This window comes from Elusimicrobiota bacterium (genome assembly GCA_026388095.1).
GTDB lineage: Bacteria > Elusimicrobiota > Elusimicrobia > UBA1565 > UBA9628 > UBA9628.
In genome coordinates, this window is record JAPLKL010000009.1 from 1 (window position 1) to 16,739 (window position 16,739).

The 16,739-nt window shown below is 67.9% G+C and carries 13 protein-coding genes and 1 tRNA gene; 10 read left to right on the forward strand and 4 right to left on the reverse strand.

All coding sequences use genetic code 11. From position 1 onward, the window contains the following. Window positions 1-163 precede the first annotated feature (163 nt). The 7 genes from NTY77_02430 (at window position 164) to mltG (ending at window position 9,932) form a co-directional block, all read left to right on the forward strand. Window positions 164-2,758 (forward strand): IPT/TIG domain-containing protein, encoded by a 2,595-nt coding sequence (locus NTY77_02430; GenBank protein ID MCX5794339.1) that lies wholly within the window; start codon window positions 164-166, stop codon window positions 2,756-2,758. A gap of 233 nt (window positions 2,759-2,991) precedes the next feature. Then, window positions 2,992-4,746: a hypothetical protein gene (locus NTY77_02435; protein MCX5794340.1), complete on the forward strand. Its 1,755-nt coding sequence runs from the start codon at window positions 2,992-2,994 to the stop codon at window positions 4,744-4,746. Window positions 4,747-4,755: 9 nt separating this feature from the next. After that, entirely contained in the window at window positions 4,756-5,154 is a 399-nt protein-coding gene (locus tag NTY77_02440) for a hypothetical protein (protein MCX5794341.1), read from the forward strand. A gap of 2 nt (window positions 5,155-5,156) precedes the next feature. Beyond that, window positions 5,157-7,166 (forward strand): type IX secretion system membrane protein PorP/SprF, encoded by a 2,010-nt coding sequence (locus NTY77_02445; GenBank protein ID MCX5794342.1) that lies wholly within the window; start codon window positions 5,157-5,159, stop codon window positions 7,164-7,166. After that, on the forward strand, window positions 7,163-8,548 hold the full coding sequence (locus NTY77_02450) for a HAMP domain-containing sensor histidine kinase (GenBank protein MCX5794343.1): 1,386 nt from the start codon (window positions 7,163-7,165) through the stop codon (window positions 8,546-8,548). The genes NTY77_02445 and NTY77_02450 overlap by 4 nt, the downstream gene beginning before the upstream one ends. Window positions 8,549-8,568: 20 nt before the next feature. Beyond that, on the forward strand, window positions 8,569-8,955 hold the full coding sequence (locus NTY77_02455) for a response regulator (protein ID MCX5794344.1): 387 nt from the start codon (window positions 8,569-8,571) through the stop codon (window positions 8,953-8,955). Next, window positions 8,955-9,932: an endolytic transglycosylase MltG gene (mltG, locus tag NTY77_02460; protein ID MCX5794345.1), complete on the forward strand. Its 978-nt coding sequence runs from the start codon at window positions 8,955-8,957 to the stop codon at window positions 9,930-9,932. The genes NTY77_02455 and mltG overlap by 1 nt, the downstream gene beginning before the upstream one ends. A gap of 59 nt (window positions 9,933-9,991) precedes the next feature. Here mltG and NTY77_02465 read toward each other — a convergent pair whose 3' ends face one another. Together NTY77_02465 and NTY77_02470 are read right to left on the reverse strand one after the other, a co-directional pair. After that, complete coding sequence (locus NTY77_02465) at window positions 9,992-11,002, reverse strand: hypothetical protein (protein MCX5794346.1); 1,011 nt, start codon at window positions 11,000-11,002, stop codon at window positions 9,992-9,994. A gap of 20 nt (window positions 11,003-11,022) precedes the next feature. Beyond that, a complete protein-coding gene (locus NTY77_02470; GenBank protein MCX5794347.1) occupies window positions 11,023-11,685 on the reverse strand; it encodes a hypothetical protein in 663 nt (220 codons plus the stop codon). A 205-nt stretch (window positions 11,686-11,890) separates the two neighbouring features. Here NTY77_02470 and NTY77_02475 point away from each other — a divergent pair. Both NTY77_02475 and NTY77_02480 read left to right on the forward strand, forming a co-directional pair. After that, a tRNA-Ala gene (locus tag NTY77_02475) sits at window positions 11,891-11,966 on the forward strand. A gap of 156 nt (window positions 11,967-12,122) precedes the next feature. After that, window positions 12,123-13,340: an AAA family ATPase gene (locus tag NTY77_02480; GenBank protein ID MCX5794348.1), complete on the forward strand. Its 1,218-nt coding sequence runs from the start codon at window positions 12,123-12,125 to the stop codon at window positions 13,338-13,340. Here NTY77_02480 and aspS read toward each other — a convergent pair. Together aspS and NTY77_02490 are read right to left on the reverse strand one after the other, a co-directional pair. Then, on the reverse strand, window positions 13,337-15,115 hold the full coding sequence (gene aspS / locus NTY77_02485) for an aspartate--tRNA ligase (protein MCX5794349.1): 1,779 nt from the start codon (window positions 15,113-15,115) through the stop codon (window positions 13,337-13,339). The genes NTY77_02480 and aspS overlap by 4 nt on opposite strands. Beyond that, window positions 15,112-15,795 (reverse strand): Crp/Fnr family transcriptional regulator, encoded by a 684-nt coding sequence (locus tag NTY77_02490; GenBank protein MCX5794350.1) that lies wholly within the window; start codon window positions 15,793-15,795, stop codon window positions 15,112-15,114. The genes aspS and NTY77_02490 overlap by 4 nt, the downstream gene beginning before the upstream one ends. Before the next feature lie 118 nt (window positions 15,796-15,913). Between NTY77_02490 and NTY77_02495 the strand changes: the two genes are divergently transcribed. Then, entirely contained in the window at window positions 15,914-16,735 is an 822-nt protein-coding gene (locus NTY77_02495) for a zinc-ribbon domain-containing protein (protein MCX5794351.1), read from the forward strand. Window positions 16,736-16,739 lie beyond the last annotated feature (4 nt).

Here is a 16,739-nt window from a genome sequence, read left to right on the forward strand (position 1 = left end):
GAGCCAGTATCTCAGCATACCGGATTCGGCGGACTGGGTCTTGGGCACCGGCGACTTCACGGTGGATTGCTGGGTGAGGTTCAATTCCCTGCCCACGGCCGGCATCCCCTATGCCCCTCTTTTCGCCCAATCGGTCAGCGCAAACAATTATATGTCGTTTTATATGCGTCGCGTCAGCGCCGGCAATTATCGCTGGGGCTACACGGTGCACAGCGGCGGCGCGACCACGATCCAATATGAGACAGCCAGCAGAGCGCTGGCGACAGCGACCTGGTATCACGTCGCCTTCGTCAGGAGCGGCACCACCAACTCGTACATCTTTCAGAACGGCGTGAGCCAGGCGCTCACCCTGACCGGGAGCTCTTCGGCCAGCATCCCCGACTACGCGGGCAGCGCCTACGTCGGTTCCGACGGCCTGGGAACCAACTTGTTGAACGGCTGGCTCGACGAGTTCCGGGTCAGCAAGAGCACCGCCCGCTGGACCGCCGGCTTCACCCCCCCCGCGGCCCGCTACGACGATGATCCCTACTCGGTCCTTCTGCTGCACATGGACGGGACGGATACGAGCACGATCTTCATAGACGATGTGCTCACGGGGCGGGCGAAAGCCACGCAAGCCACGCTGGCCTATGATTCGGTGGTCCAGTCGCTGAGCTTCTATTCTCACGACACCGGCAACGTGAGGCTGGCCCTGTACTCGGACTCCTCGGGGCCGAGCTCGAAGCAGTGGGAGAGCGGCGACGTGGCGGTGACGGCCTCGTCCTGGAACACCGTGCTGATATCAGCGGGCTCGCCCACGAGCCTGACGCTCACCAGCGGCACGTACTGGCTGGCCTGGCAGTGGAACGCGACGAGCAACGGGCCGAGCTACACGGCGGGCTCGGCAGGCAGCGGCAACTATCTCTGGCAAGCCTACGGCTCCTTCCCGGCGAGTTGGAGCGGAGGCACCAGCTCCTCCGAGCAATGGAGCCTGTATGCCACGCAGGCCCCCCCCACGGTCACGAGCATCGCCGCGACTTCCGGCGACATCCTGGGTGGGACCAGCGTGACCATCACCGGGACGAATTTCTTCAGCGGGGCTACGGTGCTGATCGGCGGTGAGCCGGCGGCCTCCGTGGTGCGGGTGGACTCCTCCCACCTGACCGCGACCACGCCTGCGGGCGCGGCCGGGACCGCGGACGTGACGGTGACCAACCCGGACGGCCAGTCCGCCACTTTGGCGGCCGCCTTTACCTATGTCAGGAACACGATCCTCTGCGGCGCGCCCAGCCGCGACGGGGCGGTCAGCCTCACCGGCGTGGTCAACACCTATTGGCCCGGCGCGGCCTCGGCCGCGGCCAACGCCATGTCCATCACGCTCGGAGCCTCTGCCGGCGCCGCGACGCCCATCGCCGCGGGAGACATGGTCCTGGTCATCCAGATGCAGGACTCGGCGATCGATTCGTCGAACACAAGCTCCTACGGCGACGGCGTGGCCGGGGATCCCGCCAGCGGCTCGACGAGCCTCAACCGATCGGGCATGTACGAATACGTGAAGGCCTTGAGCGCGGTTGCGACCACCGGCGGCACGCTGTCGTTCCAGGGGCAGGGCGTAGCCGGCGGTCTCATGCATGCCTACACGGACGCCGCGGCCACGTCCACGCAGGGCCAGCGGCAGTTCCAGGCCGTGCGGGTCCCGCAGTACAGCTCGGCCACGCTGACCTCGGGCCTGACCGCGGCGGCCTGGAACGGGGCCACGGGCGGCGTGCTGGCCGTCGATGTCTCCGGCGTGCTGAGTCTCGGGGGCGCGACGGTGAGCCTCGACGGCCTGGGTTTCCGCGGCGGCGGCGCGCGCCAGCTCACCGGCGACACCGGCGGCCTGAGCACGGACTACGTGCAGAGCTCGACCAAGAACTTCAACGGCGCGAAGGGCGAAGGCATCGCGGGGACCCCGGGCTATATCTACGACGGGAGCGCGGTGGCGGCGACCGGCACCGACTATCCGTACCATGGCCTGGGCATCACCGGCGGCACGGCCCGCGGGGCCCCGGGCAACGCCGGCGGCGGCGGGACCGACGGGGAACTGACCTTGAACCAGTGGAACTCCGGCGGGGGCGGCGGCGGCAACGGCGGGACCGGGGGCGGGGGCGGGAGGACCTACAACAACGGGCTCTACACCGGGGGGTTCGGAGGGGTCCTGTTCCCCGCGTCGGCCAGGCGGGTCGTCCTTGGGGGCGGCGGCGGGGCAGGCACCCGCAACAACAGCACCGGATACCAGTCGAGCGGCGGCCTCGGCGGCGGCCTGGCCATGATCCGGGTCGGCAACTTGGCGAACACAGGCACGATCACGGCCAACGGCACCACGGGGCCCGTGCCCGCCGAGGACGGCGGCGGCGGCGGCGGCGCCGGCGGAAGCATCGTCTTCACCGCTTTGAACGGGAACCTCACGGGTCTCACTTGTGCCGCACACGGAGGAGCGGGAGCCAACACCTGGGTGACCCAGCCCCCAGGCACAGGCTGCGGGACCGATCCCCACCCCAACTGCTGGTACCACGGCCCGGGCGGCGGCGGCGGCGGCGGCGTCCTCCTGCTCTCAGGCTCCCCCACGAGCTCCGACGCGGCCGGCGGCACCTACGGGACCAGCACGACGGGGGCCGACCCCTACGGTGCGACCGCCGGGGCCGCGGGCGCGGTCTCGACCGGCATCCTGCCCACGCAGATCCCCGGCACGAGCTCCGGCGCGGAATGCCTGAACAGCTTCTTCCTGCTGTTTGAATAGTGCAGAGGGCGGAGAATTCCTCAAACCTAGCACCGGCGGCCGCTTTCGATTTTTCTGATTGTCCCCTCCCGGCCCATGCGAATTGTTTGCGAAAATTGGTTCGCCTTTTTTGCGCCCAGTCTTCTGGAACGGCAGGGCATCCCAGGGTATAATCTCAATACGCGCGTGGCTGGTGCAATTGAAAACATCAATATTTCAACGTTTTTTAAAGTTCGCGAAGCGACAGTCCATTAATGTTCCATATCGAGCCTAAACGACGGCGCGGCTTGTGGCTGGGGGCAGCCCTCCTGCTCCTGGCCGCCCCCCTTTTCGCGGACCAGGCCCGGAACTGCCCCTCGCGCAGCGGCAGCTACTGCCTCTCGCGCAACGGGGTGGCCGGGGGCGGCGGCTTGGGCTCTTCCGGCAACTACAGATCCAGCGGCATGGCCAATGAAATCCCCCTTTCCACGGTCGACGGCTCCACCTCGTCGTCGGCGAGCTACGCCCTCGGCTCGGGCCTCATGAACATCATCGCCTTTCCGGGCAAGGTAGCCATCTCCTCCGCGAATGTCTTCGTGACCAGCGGCACCGTGCAATGGGTCACCCCGGGCTATGACGGAGCCGTCGGGAAGCTCCTGGCCGGCACGACCTATTACGTGTGGTTCGCGACCTACAGCGTGCCCGACTCGGACAACCTCTCCTTCAGCGACGCCAACATCAGCATCTCCACCAAGGACACCAACCCCGGCGACTTGGCGAGGACCGGCTTCGCCGTGACCGCCGTCCCCCCGGGCTGGACGCCCGACGTGCAATCCGTCTACGTCCGGACCCTCGACGCGCGCGGCAACGCCGGCTGGATGTCCGACCCCTGGTTCTACAGCAACCCGCCGCTGCATCCGCTGGGCGTGCTCTCCGCGATCACGCCGGACCGATCGACGTTCATACTCGACTGGTCGCCGACTTGGAACTTCCAGAACTACCGCGAATTCACGACCCCGATCACGAGCTCGCCGACGGCCTCCGAACTGCAAGGCTACCGCGTGGTGGCCTCGACCGACATGTGCTTCTCTGACTTCCTGCCCCTGGCCAGCACCGGGGTCACCGCGGGCCTTGAGGTGATCGTGAGCACCACATACTACGACGCGACCTACATAGGCTCGTCGACGGTGCCCTACCGGTACTACCAGATCCAGTCCTACAACGCGGCGGACTCCCTGCCGGCCGTGGTGGAGCATAACAGCACCTTCGACCAGATCTTCCTGCAGAGCGACTGCCGCTCGTACTTCCGCGTCAGCAACGAGACGGCCATGGCCTTGAGCCACCTCACCAACGGCCAGGGCGCGGACATCGATCTGATGCGCCGCTTCCGGCCCGACGGCGTGGCCGCGGAGCCGAACGCGGGCATCATCCAGTCCGCGGAATGGATCGCGCTGAAGGATAACGTGCAGGTGTCGAACTTCCACTTCGACAGGCCCGCCACCGTGGTCCTGCACTACGACGTGGACAACAGCGGCGCGCCCAAGCCGCTCGGCGTGGCTTCCGCCCGGGCCGCGGCGGGGGCCTGCTGCGGCAGCGCCAAGGACCTGGGCATCTACTGGTACAACGGCGCCAAGTGGCAGAAGCTCTACGGCGATGTGAACACGGGCGCGCAGACCGTCAGCGTGCAGACCCCCAACATCGGCTGGTTCCAGATCCGGGGCCTGATGCGCTCCGCAGGCGCGGTCTTCGACATAGCGAACCTCTCGGGCCGGGTCATCACGCCCAACGGCGACCGCATGAACGACATGTTGATCTTCGGCTACGACCCGGGCCCCAACAAAGTGGTGCCCACGGGCAAGATCTACGATCTGAAGGGCATGTTCGTGTCGGACATGACGCCGGGCCTGGTGCCCAACACCTTGACCTGGGACGGCCGCATGAACGGCCGGTACGTGACGGGCGGGGTCTACGTCTACGTGATCAAGGGCGACGGCAAGACTTTCAGCGGGACCGGCGTGGTGGCCAGATAGGAGCCCAGCATGAGAATCGTGAAACATAACCTCGGAATCCTGGCGGCGGCGGGCGCGCTGATCCTGGCCATGCTGGCCTTCGCCTACGCCAACGGCTTCTTCCGGTTCTTCGGGCCCGCGCGCCGCATCGTCTCTCCCAACGGTGCCAACAACGCCTTCTTCTGCTTCGACAATCCTGAGGATTCCGGCGTCTCCGGGTCGATCTACACCATGCTCGGGTCTCATGTGACGGATTTGGGGCCGCCGGTCAGCCGCACTCAGCTCCAGGCTTGCCCGACGAGTGGTTGTCCCGGATATCTGAGTTGGAACGGCAAGGCCGAAGGCATAGCCGTGCACAGCGGCGTTTACATCTACCAAATACGAGCGGAGGAGCAGAATTACACCGGCGCCCTCCTGGTGGTGAGATAGCCATGAAAAAGAACACTCTGACGCTCAGCGCTCTGGCTCTGACCGCCGCGCTCTGCCTGCCGCCTGCGGCGCGGGCCGCCTACGAAGACCTCGGCACCAGCCCGCGCGCCGTGGGCATGGGCAACGCCTTCACCGCGGTGGCCGACGACGGCTACGCCATCTACTATAACCCCGCGGGCCTGGCCACCTTGACCCGCCCCGAGATGTCGGCGAGCTACGCGCGCCTCCTGATGGGGCTTTCGGACAACTCCAACATCTCCAACTCGTTCATGACCTACGCCCATCCCATCAAGGACGGCCAATACGGCACGGCCGCGGTCGCCCTCAACTACTTCTCCCTGCAGGGGCTCTACCATGAGACCAGCTTCTTCGGCGCCTACAGCCACAGCCTCTTCGAGACCTACATCCCGAACCAGCTCTACGGCGGCTTGAGCCTCAAGGTCCTCAACCGCAAGGTCAACGCGTCGGCCGCCGACCCGATCGATAACACCGGCCAAGTGGTGGTGGGCGGCGTGGACCCGGCCCTGACCAACGCCGCCGCGACCAACCTGGGCGTGGACTGGGGCCTGCTCTACCGGCCGCGGCCGCGCTGGTCCTTGGGCCTGATGGTGCAGCACTTCCTGGAGCCCAACATCGCCTTCAACAAGGGCGACACGGACAGGTTGGGCCGCAACATCAAGCTGGGCGCGGCCTATCTCTCGCCCTGGTCCACCTTGGCCCTGGACCTCGGCCTGCCCTCCGCCCCGGACGGCTCGCTCGACAAGACCGTGGCCCTGGCCGCCGAGAAATGGCTGCCCACCTTGCTCTACGGCACGATCGGCTTCCGCGGGTCCTTGGCCGCCGGCACGCGGGACTTCCGGCAGCTCGGCGTAGGCGTCTCGTACAAGATCTTCCGCATGCAGTTCGACTACGGCTTCAACATCCCCTTGGGCGGCTTGGCGACTTCAGGCAGCCACCGCTTCGGCCTGACCTACCGCTTCGGCTACGCCAAGGCGCGGCCTGCGACCGTCAGCGAGGCCATCCTGGAGAACATGCAGGAGTTCGCCGAGGCCGGCTCTCCGGAATTCCGCTACCAGATGGAGGAGCTGACCGCGTTCAAGCGCACGGCCATCGACGAGTTCCTGCGCCAGGCCAAGCTGGACGTGAGCGCGGGCAAGTTCGCCGACGCCTACGCGAAGGTCAACGAGGTGGTCGCCTTGAAGCCCGGCGACGCCAGGATCGCGGAGAGCGCGGCCCGGCTCAAGCTGGTCTCGGACATCTATCCCGAGGTCCGGCAATTCACCGACGAGGCCGCGCAGGCCGCCGTCTACGACGGCTCGCTCAAGTTCCTGGCCGGCAAGGACCAGGACGCCTTGGTCGACCTGGCCTCCGCCCAGCGCCTGCACCCCGACGGTCGCACCGAGGCCTTGATGGCGGCCATCGAGACCAAGGCGGGACTCAAGCGCGGGGAGGCCGCGGCCGCGGCGCCGGCGCCTTCGCCGGAGGATGCGCTGGCCGCGCACAAGAGGCAGCTCATCGAGGGCTACATGGCCCTGATGGAGGTCTCCTTGCGCCAGTTCGAATATGATAAAGTCATAAAATTGGCGAAACAGGTGACCGAGCTCGACGACACCAACGTGCTGGCCTACAAGCGCATGGGCGCGGCGTACCACGCGCAGCAGCGCTACCCGGAGGCCCTGACGTCCCTGCTCAAGGCCTTCGAGCACGAGACGGACAGCGACGGCCGCAAGAACCTGCGCTCCTACATCATGGCCCTGCAATCCCTCATCAAGCGCGGCCAGGAGGCCGCCACGGCGGCCAAGCCCCCGGTCACGGCGCCCCGGCCCCCGGCCAGTCCGGCCAGCGTCGAGCGCCTCTACGAGCAGGGGGTGGAATTCTACTCCCGGGGCCAGCTCAAGGAATCGGCGGACTGCTTCCGCCGCATCCTGGAGTCCGACCCCAACGACAAGTCGGCGCGGCAGGCCTTGCGCCGCGTCGAGGCCGAGTCGCTCCAGAGCGGTGAGAGTAGATGAGGATACGGAGCAAGCTCCTCCTCTCCATCACGTCCCTGCTGGTCGTGTCCATGCTCTCGCTGGGCTACGGCATCCTCTTCATCCAGCGCACGGCGGAGCGCCTGGGCATGGACAACGCGGCCCGGATCATCGAGAATTCGGTCCAGCGCGTGGCGCTCGACTCCATGCTGCAGAGAGACGAGCTGCAGCTGGTCAGCTACGTCAACTTCCTCAAGGCCCAGTATCCGGCCCTGTCCTACGCGCGCATCTCCTGGACCTCGCGCGGGCGCAGCCACAGCGTGAACCTGGGGGGAGTCCCCCCCTCCGGCCGGGCCTTGGAGCGGCCCCTGGTGATGACCGACCCGGCGGACCCCACGCGCCGGATCAACATCCGCCTGGGGATCAGCGAGGAGGTCATCGAGTCGGCGCTGCGCGAAAGCCAGAGGCGCCTCAAGAAGATCATCATCACCATCTGGCTGGGCAGCTCCTTCATATGGTTCGCCATGGCCTATTGGCTGGCCTCGAGCATCACCTCGCCCATCGCGTCCTTGGGCAAAGTGGCGGCCGAGATCAGCGCGGGCAAGCTGGGCCGCCGCCTGGAATGGCAGTCCGAGGACGAGATCGGCGACCTGGTCAAGGTCTTCAACCACATGTCGGAGCGGCTGGCCGAGCTCGACGAGGCCAAGAAGGCCTTCATCTCCTCGGTCACGCACGAGTTCCGCTCCCCGCTGGGCGCCATCGAGAGCCTCATCTCGCTGCTCATCAGCAAGGAGGTCAAGCACCCGGAGTGCGTGGTCCATCGGGAGTACCTGGCCCGCATCCAGACCAACATCGTGCGGCTGAGCAACTTCGTCAACGACCTGCTCGACGTGTCCAAGATCGAGAAGGGCAAGCTCGAGTGCGTCCTGAAGACCGTGCAGCTCCAGGAGACCGCGTCCGAGGTGTGCCGGTTCTTCGAGCCCAAGGCCGCGGCCCAGGGGGTGAGCCTGTCCAGCCGGATCGACCATGTCCCGGAGGTCCTGGCCGACGCGGGACGCATCCGGCAGGTGCTCATCAACCTGGTCTCCAACGCGCTCAAGTTCACGCCCGAGGGCGGCCGCATCGAGATCGCGGCCGAGCAATACCGGGAAGGGAGCCGGCGCTGGCTCGAGATCTCGGTGGCCGACACGGGGCGGGGCATGGACGCGCGCGACCGCGCCCAGCTTTTCCAGGCCTTCATCCAGGGGCGCAACACCGCCAGCGGCGTCTACGGCGGGGGCAAGGGCACGGGCCTGGGGCTCTACATCTGCAAGTCCATCATCGACCAGCACGGCGGCCGCATCGAAGTCCAGTCGGCTCCGGGCCAGGGGACGCGCATCGCATTCTTCCTGAGGATCGCCGCGGCGGAGGCGGCGAGCGCCTGAGGAGCAAGGGGGATCATCTTATGGCCGTAAGGGTCTTGGTCGTCGACGACGAGGATGACTACCGCATCATCGCGCGGGACGTGCTCCAGGCCGAAGGCTACGAGGTCGACCTCGCGGGGGACGGCGAGGCGGGGCTGGCCGCGGTGCGCGACCGCCGCCCCGACCTGGTCCTCGTGGACTGGATGATGCCGAAGCTCGACGGCGAGGCCTTCTGCCGCCGCCTGCGCGAGGACTCCGGGTCGCGCTCCTTGCCGGTCCTCATGCTCACCGTCAAGCAGACCGCGGATGAGGAGCTCGAGGCCCTGCATTTCGGGGTGGACGACTTCATCACCAAGCCGTTCAAGCCCGCGGAGCTCCTGGCCCGGGTCCGCGCGGCGCTGAGGCGGGCTGGAGACCGTCGTCCCTAGTGGGTTTCTCCTGGGGCAAGGCGTTGGCCGCGGCCGCGGCCGCGGCGGTCCTCGGCGCGGGCTGGCTGTTCTGGCCGGGCGATGAGGTCGAGGTGGCCATCCCGCCGGGGCAATCGGCGCGCCAGACCGCTGCCGCGCTCAAGGAGAAAGGGGTGGTGCGCAGCGCTTTGATGTTCCGCGCCGCGGCGCGTATCTACGGGCTGGGGCGGCGGCTCAAGCCCGGCGCCTATCGCCTGCGGCGGCGGATGCTGCCGGGCCGGCTGCTGGCCGCCTTGGCGGCGGGCTCGGGCGGCGTCAAGGTCGTGATCCCCGAAGGCTGGACCACGCGGCAGATCTCCGAGCGGCTGGAGAAGTCGGGGTCATGCCCGGGCGCCGATTTCCTGCGCCTCGCCGCCAACCAGCGCCTGGAAGGCTATCTGTTCCCCACCACCTACTTCTTCGAGCCGGGCACGGACGCCGAGCATGTGATCGAGCGCATGCGCGCCGAATTCGACCGGCGCCTGGCCGAGGAGTTCGCGCGCTCCGAGCCCAAGCCGCGCCTGACCTTGCATCAGGCCGTGACCTTGGCGTCCATCGTGGAACGCGAGGCGGTGCTGGCCAGCGAGCAGCCCATGGTGGCGGCGGTCTATCTCAACCGCATGCGCATCCGCATGCGCCTGCAAGCCGATCCCACGGTCCAGTACGCCCTGGGCTATTGGAAGAAGGGCCTGACTTCCGAGGACCTGCAGAATCCTTCCCCCTACAACACCTACGTGCACTACGGACTTCCGCCGGGCCCCATCTGCAATCCGGGCCTGGGCGCCTTCCGCGCGGTCCTCCGCCCCGCCCCGAGCGACGCGCTCTTCTTCGTGGCCGACTTGACCGGAGGGCATAAGTTCTTCGCCACGCAGGAGGAACACCTCAAGGCCAAGCAGGTCTACAAGCGGGGTCTGCGGGAGGAGAAGAAGAGGCTGAGGTCGCAGGGCGGCGGCACCTGACAGCCAACGCATTCCCTGAGGGCTGTCAGTGCCATCGCGCTGCCGCGCTCAGGCAAGTCCTAAGGGCCGGCGGACTGCCAGCTCAGGCCGCGCAGGGAGAACCGGTGCAGGACCGCCGGCTTGGTCGTCAGCACCCAGAGGAAGCCGCCGCCCACCTCCAGACCCGAGACCGCGGCGGCGGGGATCCGCGCGCTGAGGTCGACCGAATCTTTCGCCGAGAGAGTCCCGGCTTCATAGGCATAGCGCGTCAGGCGCCGGCTATGCGAGTCGAGCACCCAAAGCAGGCCGTCGGCGGCATGGAGCCCGGCCGCCGGGGCTCCCGGCAGATCGTACTGATTGAGCGGGGACAGGGACGCCCCGATGAGAGAGAGCCCCACCAGGTAGCGGTACACCACGGGAACCCGGGCGTCTGCCGCCCAGAGGTTGTCGTCGTCCCCGGCCAGGGCCGCGGGCGAGCGGTTCGGAGTGGCGTAGATGCGCTGCCGCCCGCGCTCCGGGCCCGCTTTTTGCCGGAAGATGGCGTTGTGCTCCTGGCCGGTGCTCCAGAAGGATTTGTCGACCCAGGCCAGACCGGCCGGGGCAGGATCGGCGAGCCGTTCCGTGGACCTCAGCCTCCGGGCTTCGGCGTCGAAGAGGACCAGGTTGCCGTTGGCGGAGTCCACGGACGCGAGCCTGCCGTCCCGCCAGGCCAGGCCGTGCAAGGCCGAGCCGGTGATGGGAAAGGCCCGGTAAGCCGGCGCTTCATCGAGACTGGGGTGGCCCCGCCAGAGCCAGACGATGGCTGCCGCCGCGGCCAATAACAAGCCCGCCAGCCACGCCCAGCGGCCGCGGCTCCAGACGGGTCCTGGAGCGGGCGCCGGGGACCGCGTCAACGGCGCTTGCGGGACGGGGCGGGCGTCGTCTGTGCCGAGGAGGGAGGGCGACCGCGCAGCCTCGAAGTGAAGAGGCTCCTGGCGTCTGGGCGCCGGGGCCTGCGGGACCAAGGGCAGGTCGAGCTGCACCTGGCTGACCTTGTCCTGGTAGCGCTTGAGCAGCTGGTCGAGGCGCGCCGAGAGAGGGGGCTTTATCATGGGTGCCGAGGCCCCGGCCCCTAGGCGCCGGACCCGCGCGTCTCGGCCTGGTATTGGCTGACGACCTCGGCCAGCTCCGACTGCAGGGATCGCTTGATCCCTTGCAGTTCGAGCTGCTTCTTCCTGTACTCGGCGGCGAGGTCTTCGGCCAGCCGGGCGATCTCCTTCTTGGACTTGTCGTACTCGGCGGCGAGGTCTTCGGCCAGCCGGGCGATCTCCGCTTTGCTCTTGGCCAGGGCCCGGGTCTCGGCGTGGCGCGTCGTCCTCCAGGCCTCCCGCTCGGCTTTCAGGGCGAGCTCCTCGCGCGCCGCGGGGTCGTCGGCCAGCCGGGAGAGCTCCGCCTTGCACTTGTCGGAGTCGGCGGCGAGGTCGTCGGCCAACCGGGCGAACTCGGACCGGCGCTTGTCGGACTCGGCGGCGAGGTCGTGGGCCAGCCGGGCGAGCTCTGCCTCGCGCTGGGCGAGGGCCTCGGTCTGGGCGAGGGCCATGTTCTCCCAGATCTCCCGCTCGGCACGGAAGCGCTCCTGGGCCCGGTCCAACTCGCGCTCGAGTTTGGAGTAGTGCTCCTCGCGCGCGGCGGCGCGGGCCTTGATCTCCTGGAGGAGGTCCCTGACGCTCCTGAGGTCTCCCTGGACCGCCGGAGCGGCGTCCACCGCGCTGCCGCGGGAGGGCCCATCGGTCATAAGAGCTTGGTCTTTGTCCATCAAGACGGCGCGCTAGGGCGCCGCAGGTCCCAAAAAAACAAGGGTATGCCGTATTCGCTAGCGATATTATAGACTTTTGACGCCGATGATTGCCAGGGCAGGGCGCTCGTTGAACGGCGCGCACGACGATGAGCTATCCAACCAAAGGAGAATTTTGGTAGACTCTCGCGTAGGAACGATTTTGGGGCGTGTAGCTCAGCTGGGAGAGCGCTTCCTTCGCAAGGAAGAGGTCGCAGGTTCGATCCCTGTCACGTCCACCACTTCCGACGCTCGCAGCAAGGCCGTCCCTTGACGAGGAATCCGCGGTAGCCTGAAAGGGCCGCTGCGGATTCTTTTGGCTGGCCCAGCTATCCCGGCGAGAGCGGAGCATCGTTCCGGAGATGAAAAGAAGTCTTTCCGACAAAGGAGCGGCTCTTTTGCCCCGCTGGCTTGCGCCTGCGCTGGGGCGGGCCGTCGCCGACCATCCGGTCGTGGTGCTCACCGGCGCGCGCCAAGTCGGCAAGAGCACCCTCTTGGAGCATGCGGAGCCGACCAGGCGATGGAAGCGCGTCACTTTCGACGATCCGGATGCGATCGAGCAGGGCCGGCGCGACCCCGCGGGCCTGTGGGCCGGGGCGGACCGCGTCGTCTTGGCCGAAGTCCAGCGCCTGCCGGCAGTCCTGTCCGCGGTCAAGGAAGCTTTGGACGCTCGTCCGGGCGGGATGCGATTCGTCCTTTCAGCCTCCGCGGATCTCATCTTGATGCGCCGGGTCTGCGAGAGCCTGGCCGCGCGGGCCGCCCAGCTGTCCTTGCTGCCCATGGCGAGCGGGGAGATGCTGCGCAGGCCTCCCCCCTCCTGCCTGTCGGAGATACTCTCGGGGCGGTTGCCCCGCGAGCAGTGTTCGGCGGCCGCGGCCAAGGATCCCTTCTGCGCGATCTCCAGAGGCTTCATGCCCAGGTTTCTCTCTTTGCCCGCCGCGGCAGCCCGGACCCGGTGGTGGGAAGGCTATATCGCGACCTGCCTCGAGTGCGACCTGAGGGACCTCTCCCAGGCGGAGTGCCCGTCGGAATTCCGCGCGGTCATGGAGGTCCTGGCCGCGCGCGCCGGTCAGGTGGCCAGCCCGATCGCGGCGTCCCGGGACGCCCAAGTCTCCCCGCCGAGGGTGCGCCGCTGCCTCAGGCTCCTGGAGGCGGCCTGTCTCATCGACAGGCTGCCGGCTTTCGCCGGCGACCGGCCCCCTCGCCCGAACCAAGCCGCCAAGCTCCTTTGGGTGGACCCGGCCCTGGCCGCCCATCTGGCGGGCCTGCACGACGAGGCCGCCCTCAGGGCCGCGCCGCAGGCCCGGGGGCTCTTCGCGAACCTCGTCTTCCATCACCTGAAGGTCCTGGCCGGCATCTCCACGCCCAAGATGCGCATCTCCTATTGGCGCACGGCGCAGGGCCAATCGGTGGACTTCGTGCTGGAGTGGGGCCGCAAGACCGTCGCCGTGGATGTCAAGCTGAGCGATTGCCCCCGCTACACGGACTGCGAGGGATTGGAGGCTTTCCTGAGAGACCATCCCGAGGCCAGCGGCGGGATCCTCATCCACACGGGGCAGGATATCTTGCGGATGGGGACCAGGATCGTCGGCCTGCCGTGGACGGCCTTGGCCTAGGCCGCGGGAGGGGGCGGCACGTCGAGCTTGATGTGCAGCTCCTTGAGGAGCTTGGCGTCCACCGGGCCGGGCGCGTCGCTCAAGAGGCAGGTCCCCTTGGCGGTCTTGGGGAAGGCGATGACCTCGCGGATGGAGTCCTGCCCACGCATGAGCGCGACCAGCCGGTCGAGGCCCAGGGCCACGCCGCCGTGCGGCGGCGCTCCGAAATCGAGGGCGTTGAGCAGGAGGCCGAACTGGGCGTCCTGCTCCTCGGGAGAAAAGCCCATCAGGGAGAGGATCTTGCGCTGCATGTCCCCGCGATGGTTGCGGATGGAGCCGGAAGCGATCTCCACGCCGTTGAGGACCAGGTCGTACTGGTGCGAGAGCGCGGCTCCGGGGTCGCTGTCGAGCTTGGGCAAGTCGCTGTCCAGCGGCGCGGTGAACGGGTTATGGGTGAAGGTCCAGCGCTTCTCATCGGGGACCCACTCCAGCAGGGGGAAGCGCGTCACCCAGGAGAAATGCCAGGGCCGGTCCGGCGAGAGCTTGAGCCGGGTGATGAATTCCTTGCGCAAGGCGCCCAGGCACAGGGCCGCGGCCGGCGCCTTGTCCGCGGCGAAGAACAGGTGATGCCCCGGCTTGGGCTGGAAGCGCTGCCGCAACGCCTCGAGCTTGGCCGGCTCCAGGAACTTGGCGATGGGCGCGCCGAAGGCCGAGCCGTCCCACTTGAGCCAAGCCAGGCCCTTGGCCCCCCCCTTCTTGACCAGGTCGGTGAGCTTGTCAATCTCGGCCCGGGAGAACTCGCGGGCCACGGAGAGCACGCGCACCACGCCGCCGCCGCGGGCGGCCTCGCCGAAGACCTTGAAGCCGGAGTCCTTGAAGAGCTCGGTGCAGTCCGAGAGGACCAAGCCGAAGCGCAGGTCGGGCTTGTCCGAGCCGTAGCGCAGCATGGCCTCGCTGTACTCGAGCTTGGGGAACGGGGTCTCGAGCTCGACGCCCATGGTCTCCCGGAACACGGTCTTGAGCATGCGCTCCACCAAGGAGTGCACGTCGGATTCGTCGACGAAGGACATCTCCAGGTCGATCTGGGTGTGCTCGGGCTGGCGGTCGGAGCGCAGGTCCTCGTCGCGGAAGGCCCGGGCCAGTTGGAAGTAGCGGTCCACGCCGCTGACCATGAGGATCTGCTTGAAGATCTGGGGCGACTGGGGCAGGGCGTAGAAGTGGCCCGGGTCCAGACGGGCGGGCACGATGAAGTCGCGGGCGCCCTCCGGAGTGGCCTTGGTCAAGATCGGGGTCTCGATCTCCAGGAAGCCTTCGCCGTCCAAGGCCCGGCGCACGGCCTGGCTGACGCGGTGGCGCAGGACCAGGTTCTCCAGCATGGGCGCACGGCGCAAGTCGAGGAAGCGGTACTTGAGCCGCGTCTCTTCCAGCGCCGTGATGCGCTCGTCCACCTCGAAAGGCAGGTTCTTGGAGGTGTTGAGCACCTTGATGGCCAGGGCTTTGACCTCGACCTCGCCGGTGGGGAGCTTGGGGTTCTTCATCCCTTCCGGCCGCAGGCGGACCGTACCTTCCACGCCGACCACGTGCTCGGCGCCGAGCTTGCCCGCGGCCAGGAAGGCTTCGACCTCTTCCGGGTTGACCACGACCTGGACGACTCCCGAGCGGTCGCGCAGGTCCAGGAAATAGACCCCCCCGTGGTCGCGGCGGGAGTGCACCCAGCCGGCCAGCCGCACGGTCTGTCCGGCGTGACCGGCTTTGAGGTCGCCGCAGCCGTTGGTGCGCAGGGAGGTGGGGTTCATGCGGGCAGGGGGTGGCAGAGCTCGGAGAGCCGCCGCGGGCTGCGGATGAAGTAGCGGCCGTGGTGCATGTCGAGGATCTGGGCGCGGCGCAGAATGGAGATGGCGCGGGAGAGAGGCTCCCTGGTCGTGCCGACCATGTCGGCTAACTCCTGCTGGGTGTGTTGGTCCTTGAGGAGCACTCCGCCCCGGAACTTCCGGCCGCGGCGGACCAAAGCGTTGAGCGCGCCGGAGACGCGTCCCAGCATGTTGCGGAAGAGCAGGTTCTCGATCTCCTCGTTGGCCTGGCGCAGGCGCTCGGAGACCGTGCGCAGCAGGAAGAAGCACAGCCTCGGGTCCGAGATGAGCAGGCCCTTGAAATCGGACTTCTGGATGACCACGAGCCGGGAGTCTTCCACGGCCCGCGCCGAGGCGGAGCGCGTGTGGCCGTCCACCAGCGCCATCTCCCCGAAGAGGTCGCCCGGAGCGAGATAGGCGAAGGTCTTGTGCTTCTTGGCGTAGCTGGTGAAGATGCGCACCCTGCCGGAGATGACCACGAACATCCGGCTGCCGGATTCGGCCTTGGAGAAGATGGTCTCGCCGGCGCGGAAATCCTGCTCCGTGGCGATGCGCGCGATGCGCTTGAGCTCGGCCGGAGGCAGGGCTTTCAGGAATGCGATACGCCGCAGGAGCTTGAGGTCCACGCAGTGATGGTATCTAAGTCGGGTGTCAGGCGTCAACTCGGGCAGAAGCGCTATAATGGCAGAGCCCTTCGTGCCCCGGGGCCGGTTCCGCGGGGACGGACCGCCTAGGAGACAGGCCATGCGCTGCCCGAAATGCAACAACGAGAATCCCGATGATGCGGTGTCCTGCCCCAGCTGTCACGCGCCGCTGCTGAATGGCGGCCCGGTCGTCCCGCAGCCGGTCCGGATCCAGGTTCCCCAAATGGTCGTTTTGGGCATCGCGTTGGCCACTTTGCTCATCGTCTTCGGGTTCCTGCGGCTCATCGGCGGCCGTGGGGCCCTGGAGCCCGCGGTTGCGGACTCGCCGGCCCTCAAGGAGGGCGCCTTGGACCGCGCCTTCAGCGAGGCGCGTGCCGCCGGCGGCGGCAAGGTCGTGCTCGAACGGGTCGCTTTGCTCACCGCGGCTGCCGTGGTCGATAAGAACGTCCCGAGCCAGACCTTCGGCACTTATGCGGGCTGGGTGCTCAAGAAGGCCCAGAGCGTGCTGGCCGAAAGCGGGCGGGACTGCCAGGTCACGGTGCAGGTGACTCTGCATGCCGCAGCCCTGCCCGACTTCGAGGTCTCCGCCGGGCAGGCGAAGCCCGAGGCGGTCCTGCTGCAGCGCCTGCGCCAGGAGCTCAAGAGCCTCGGCCCTCTGCATACCTCCGCGCAGGACGTGTCGTTCGCGGCCTATTTCACGGTCAATAGCGGCGCTCCCGCCGTCGCGGCCGCGGCTGAGCCCCGCCGCGCCAAGGCCGCCAAGCGCGACTGGGAGGCCTTGCGTCAGGCCTGCGCCGTGGAAATCGGGATGTTCTGCAACGATGAGAAGGCCCAGCCCAAGTCTTTGGAGAGCTGCCTGCGCGGGCATTCCCATGACCTGCTGCCAGCCTGCCGCCAGAGCCTGTCCATCCCCGAGGAATAGGGGA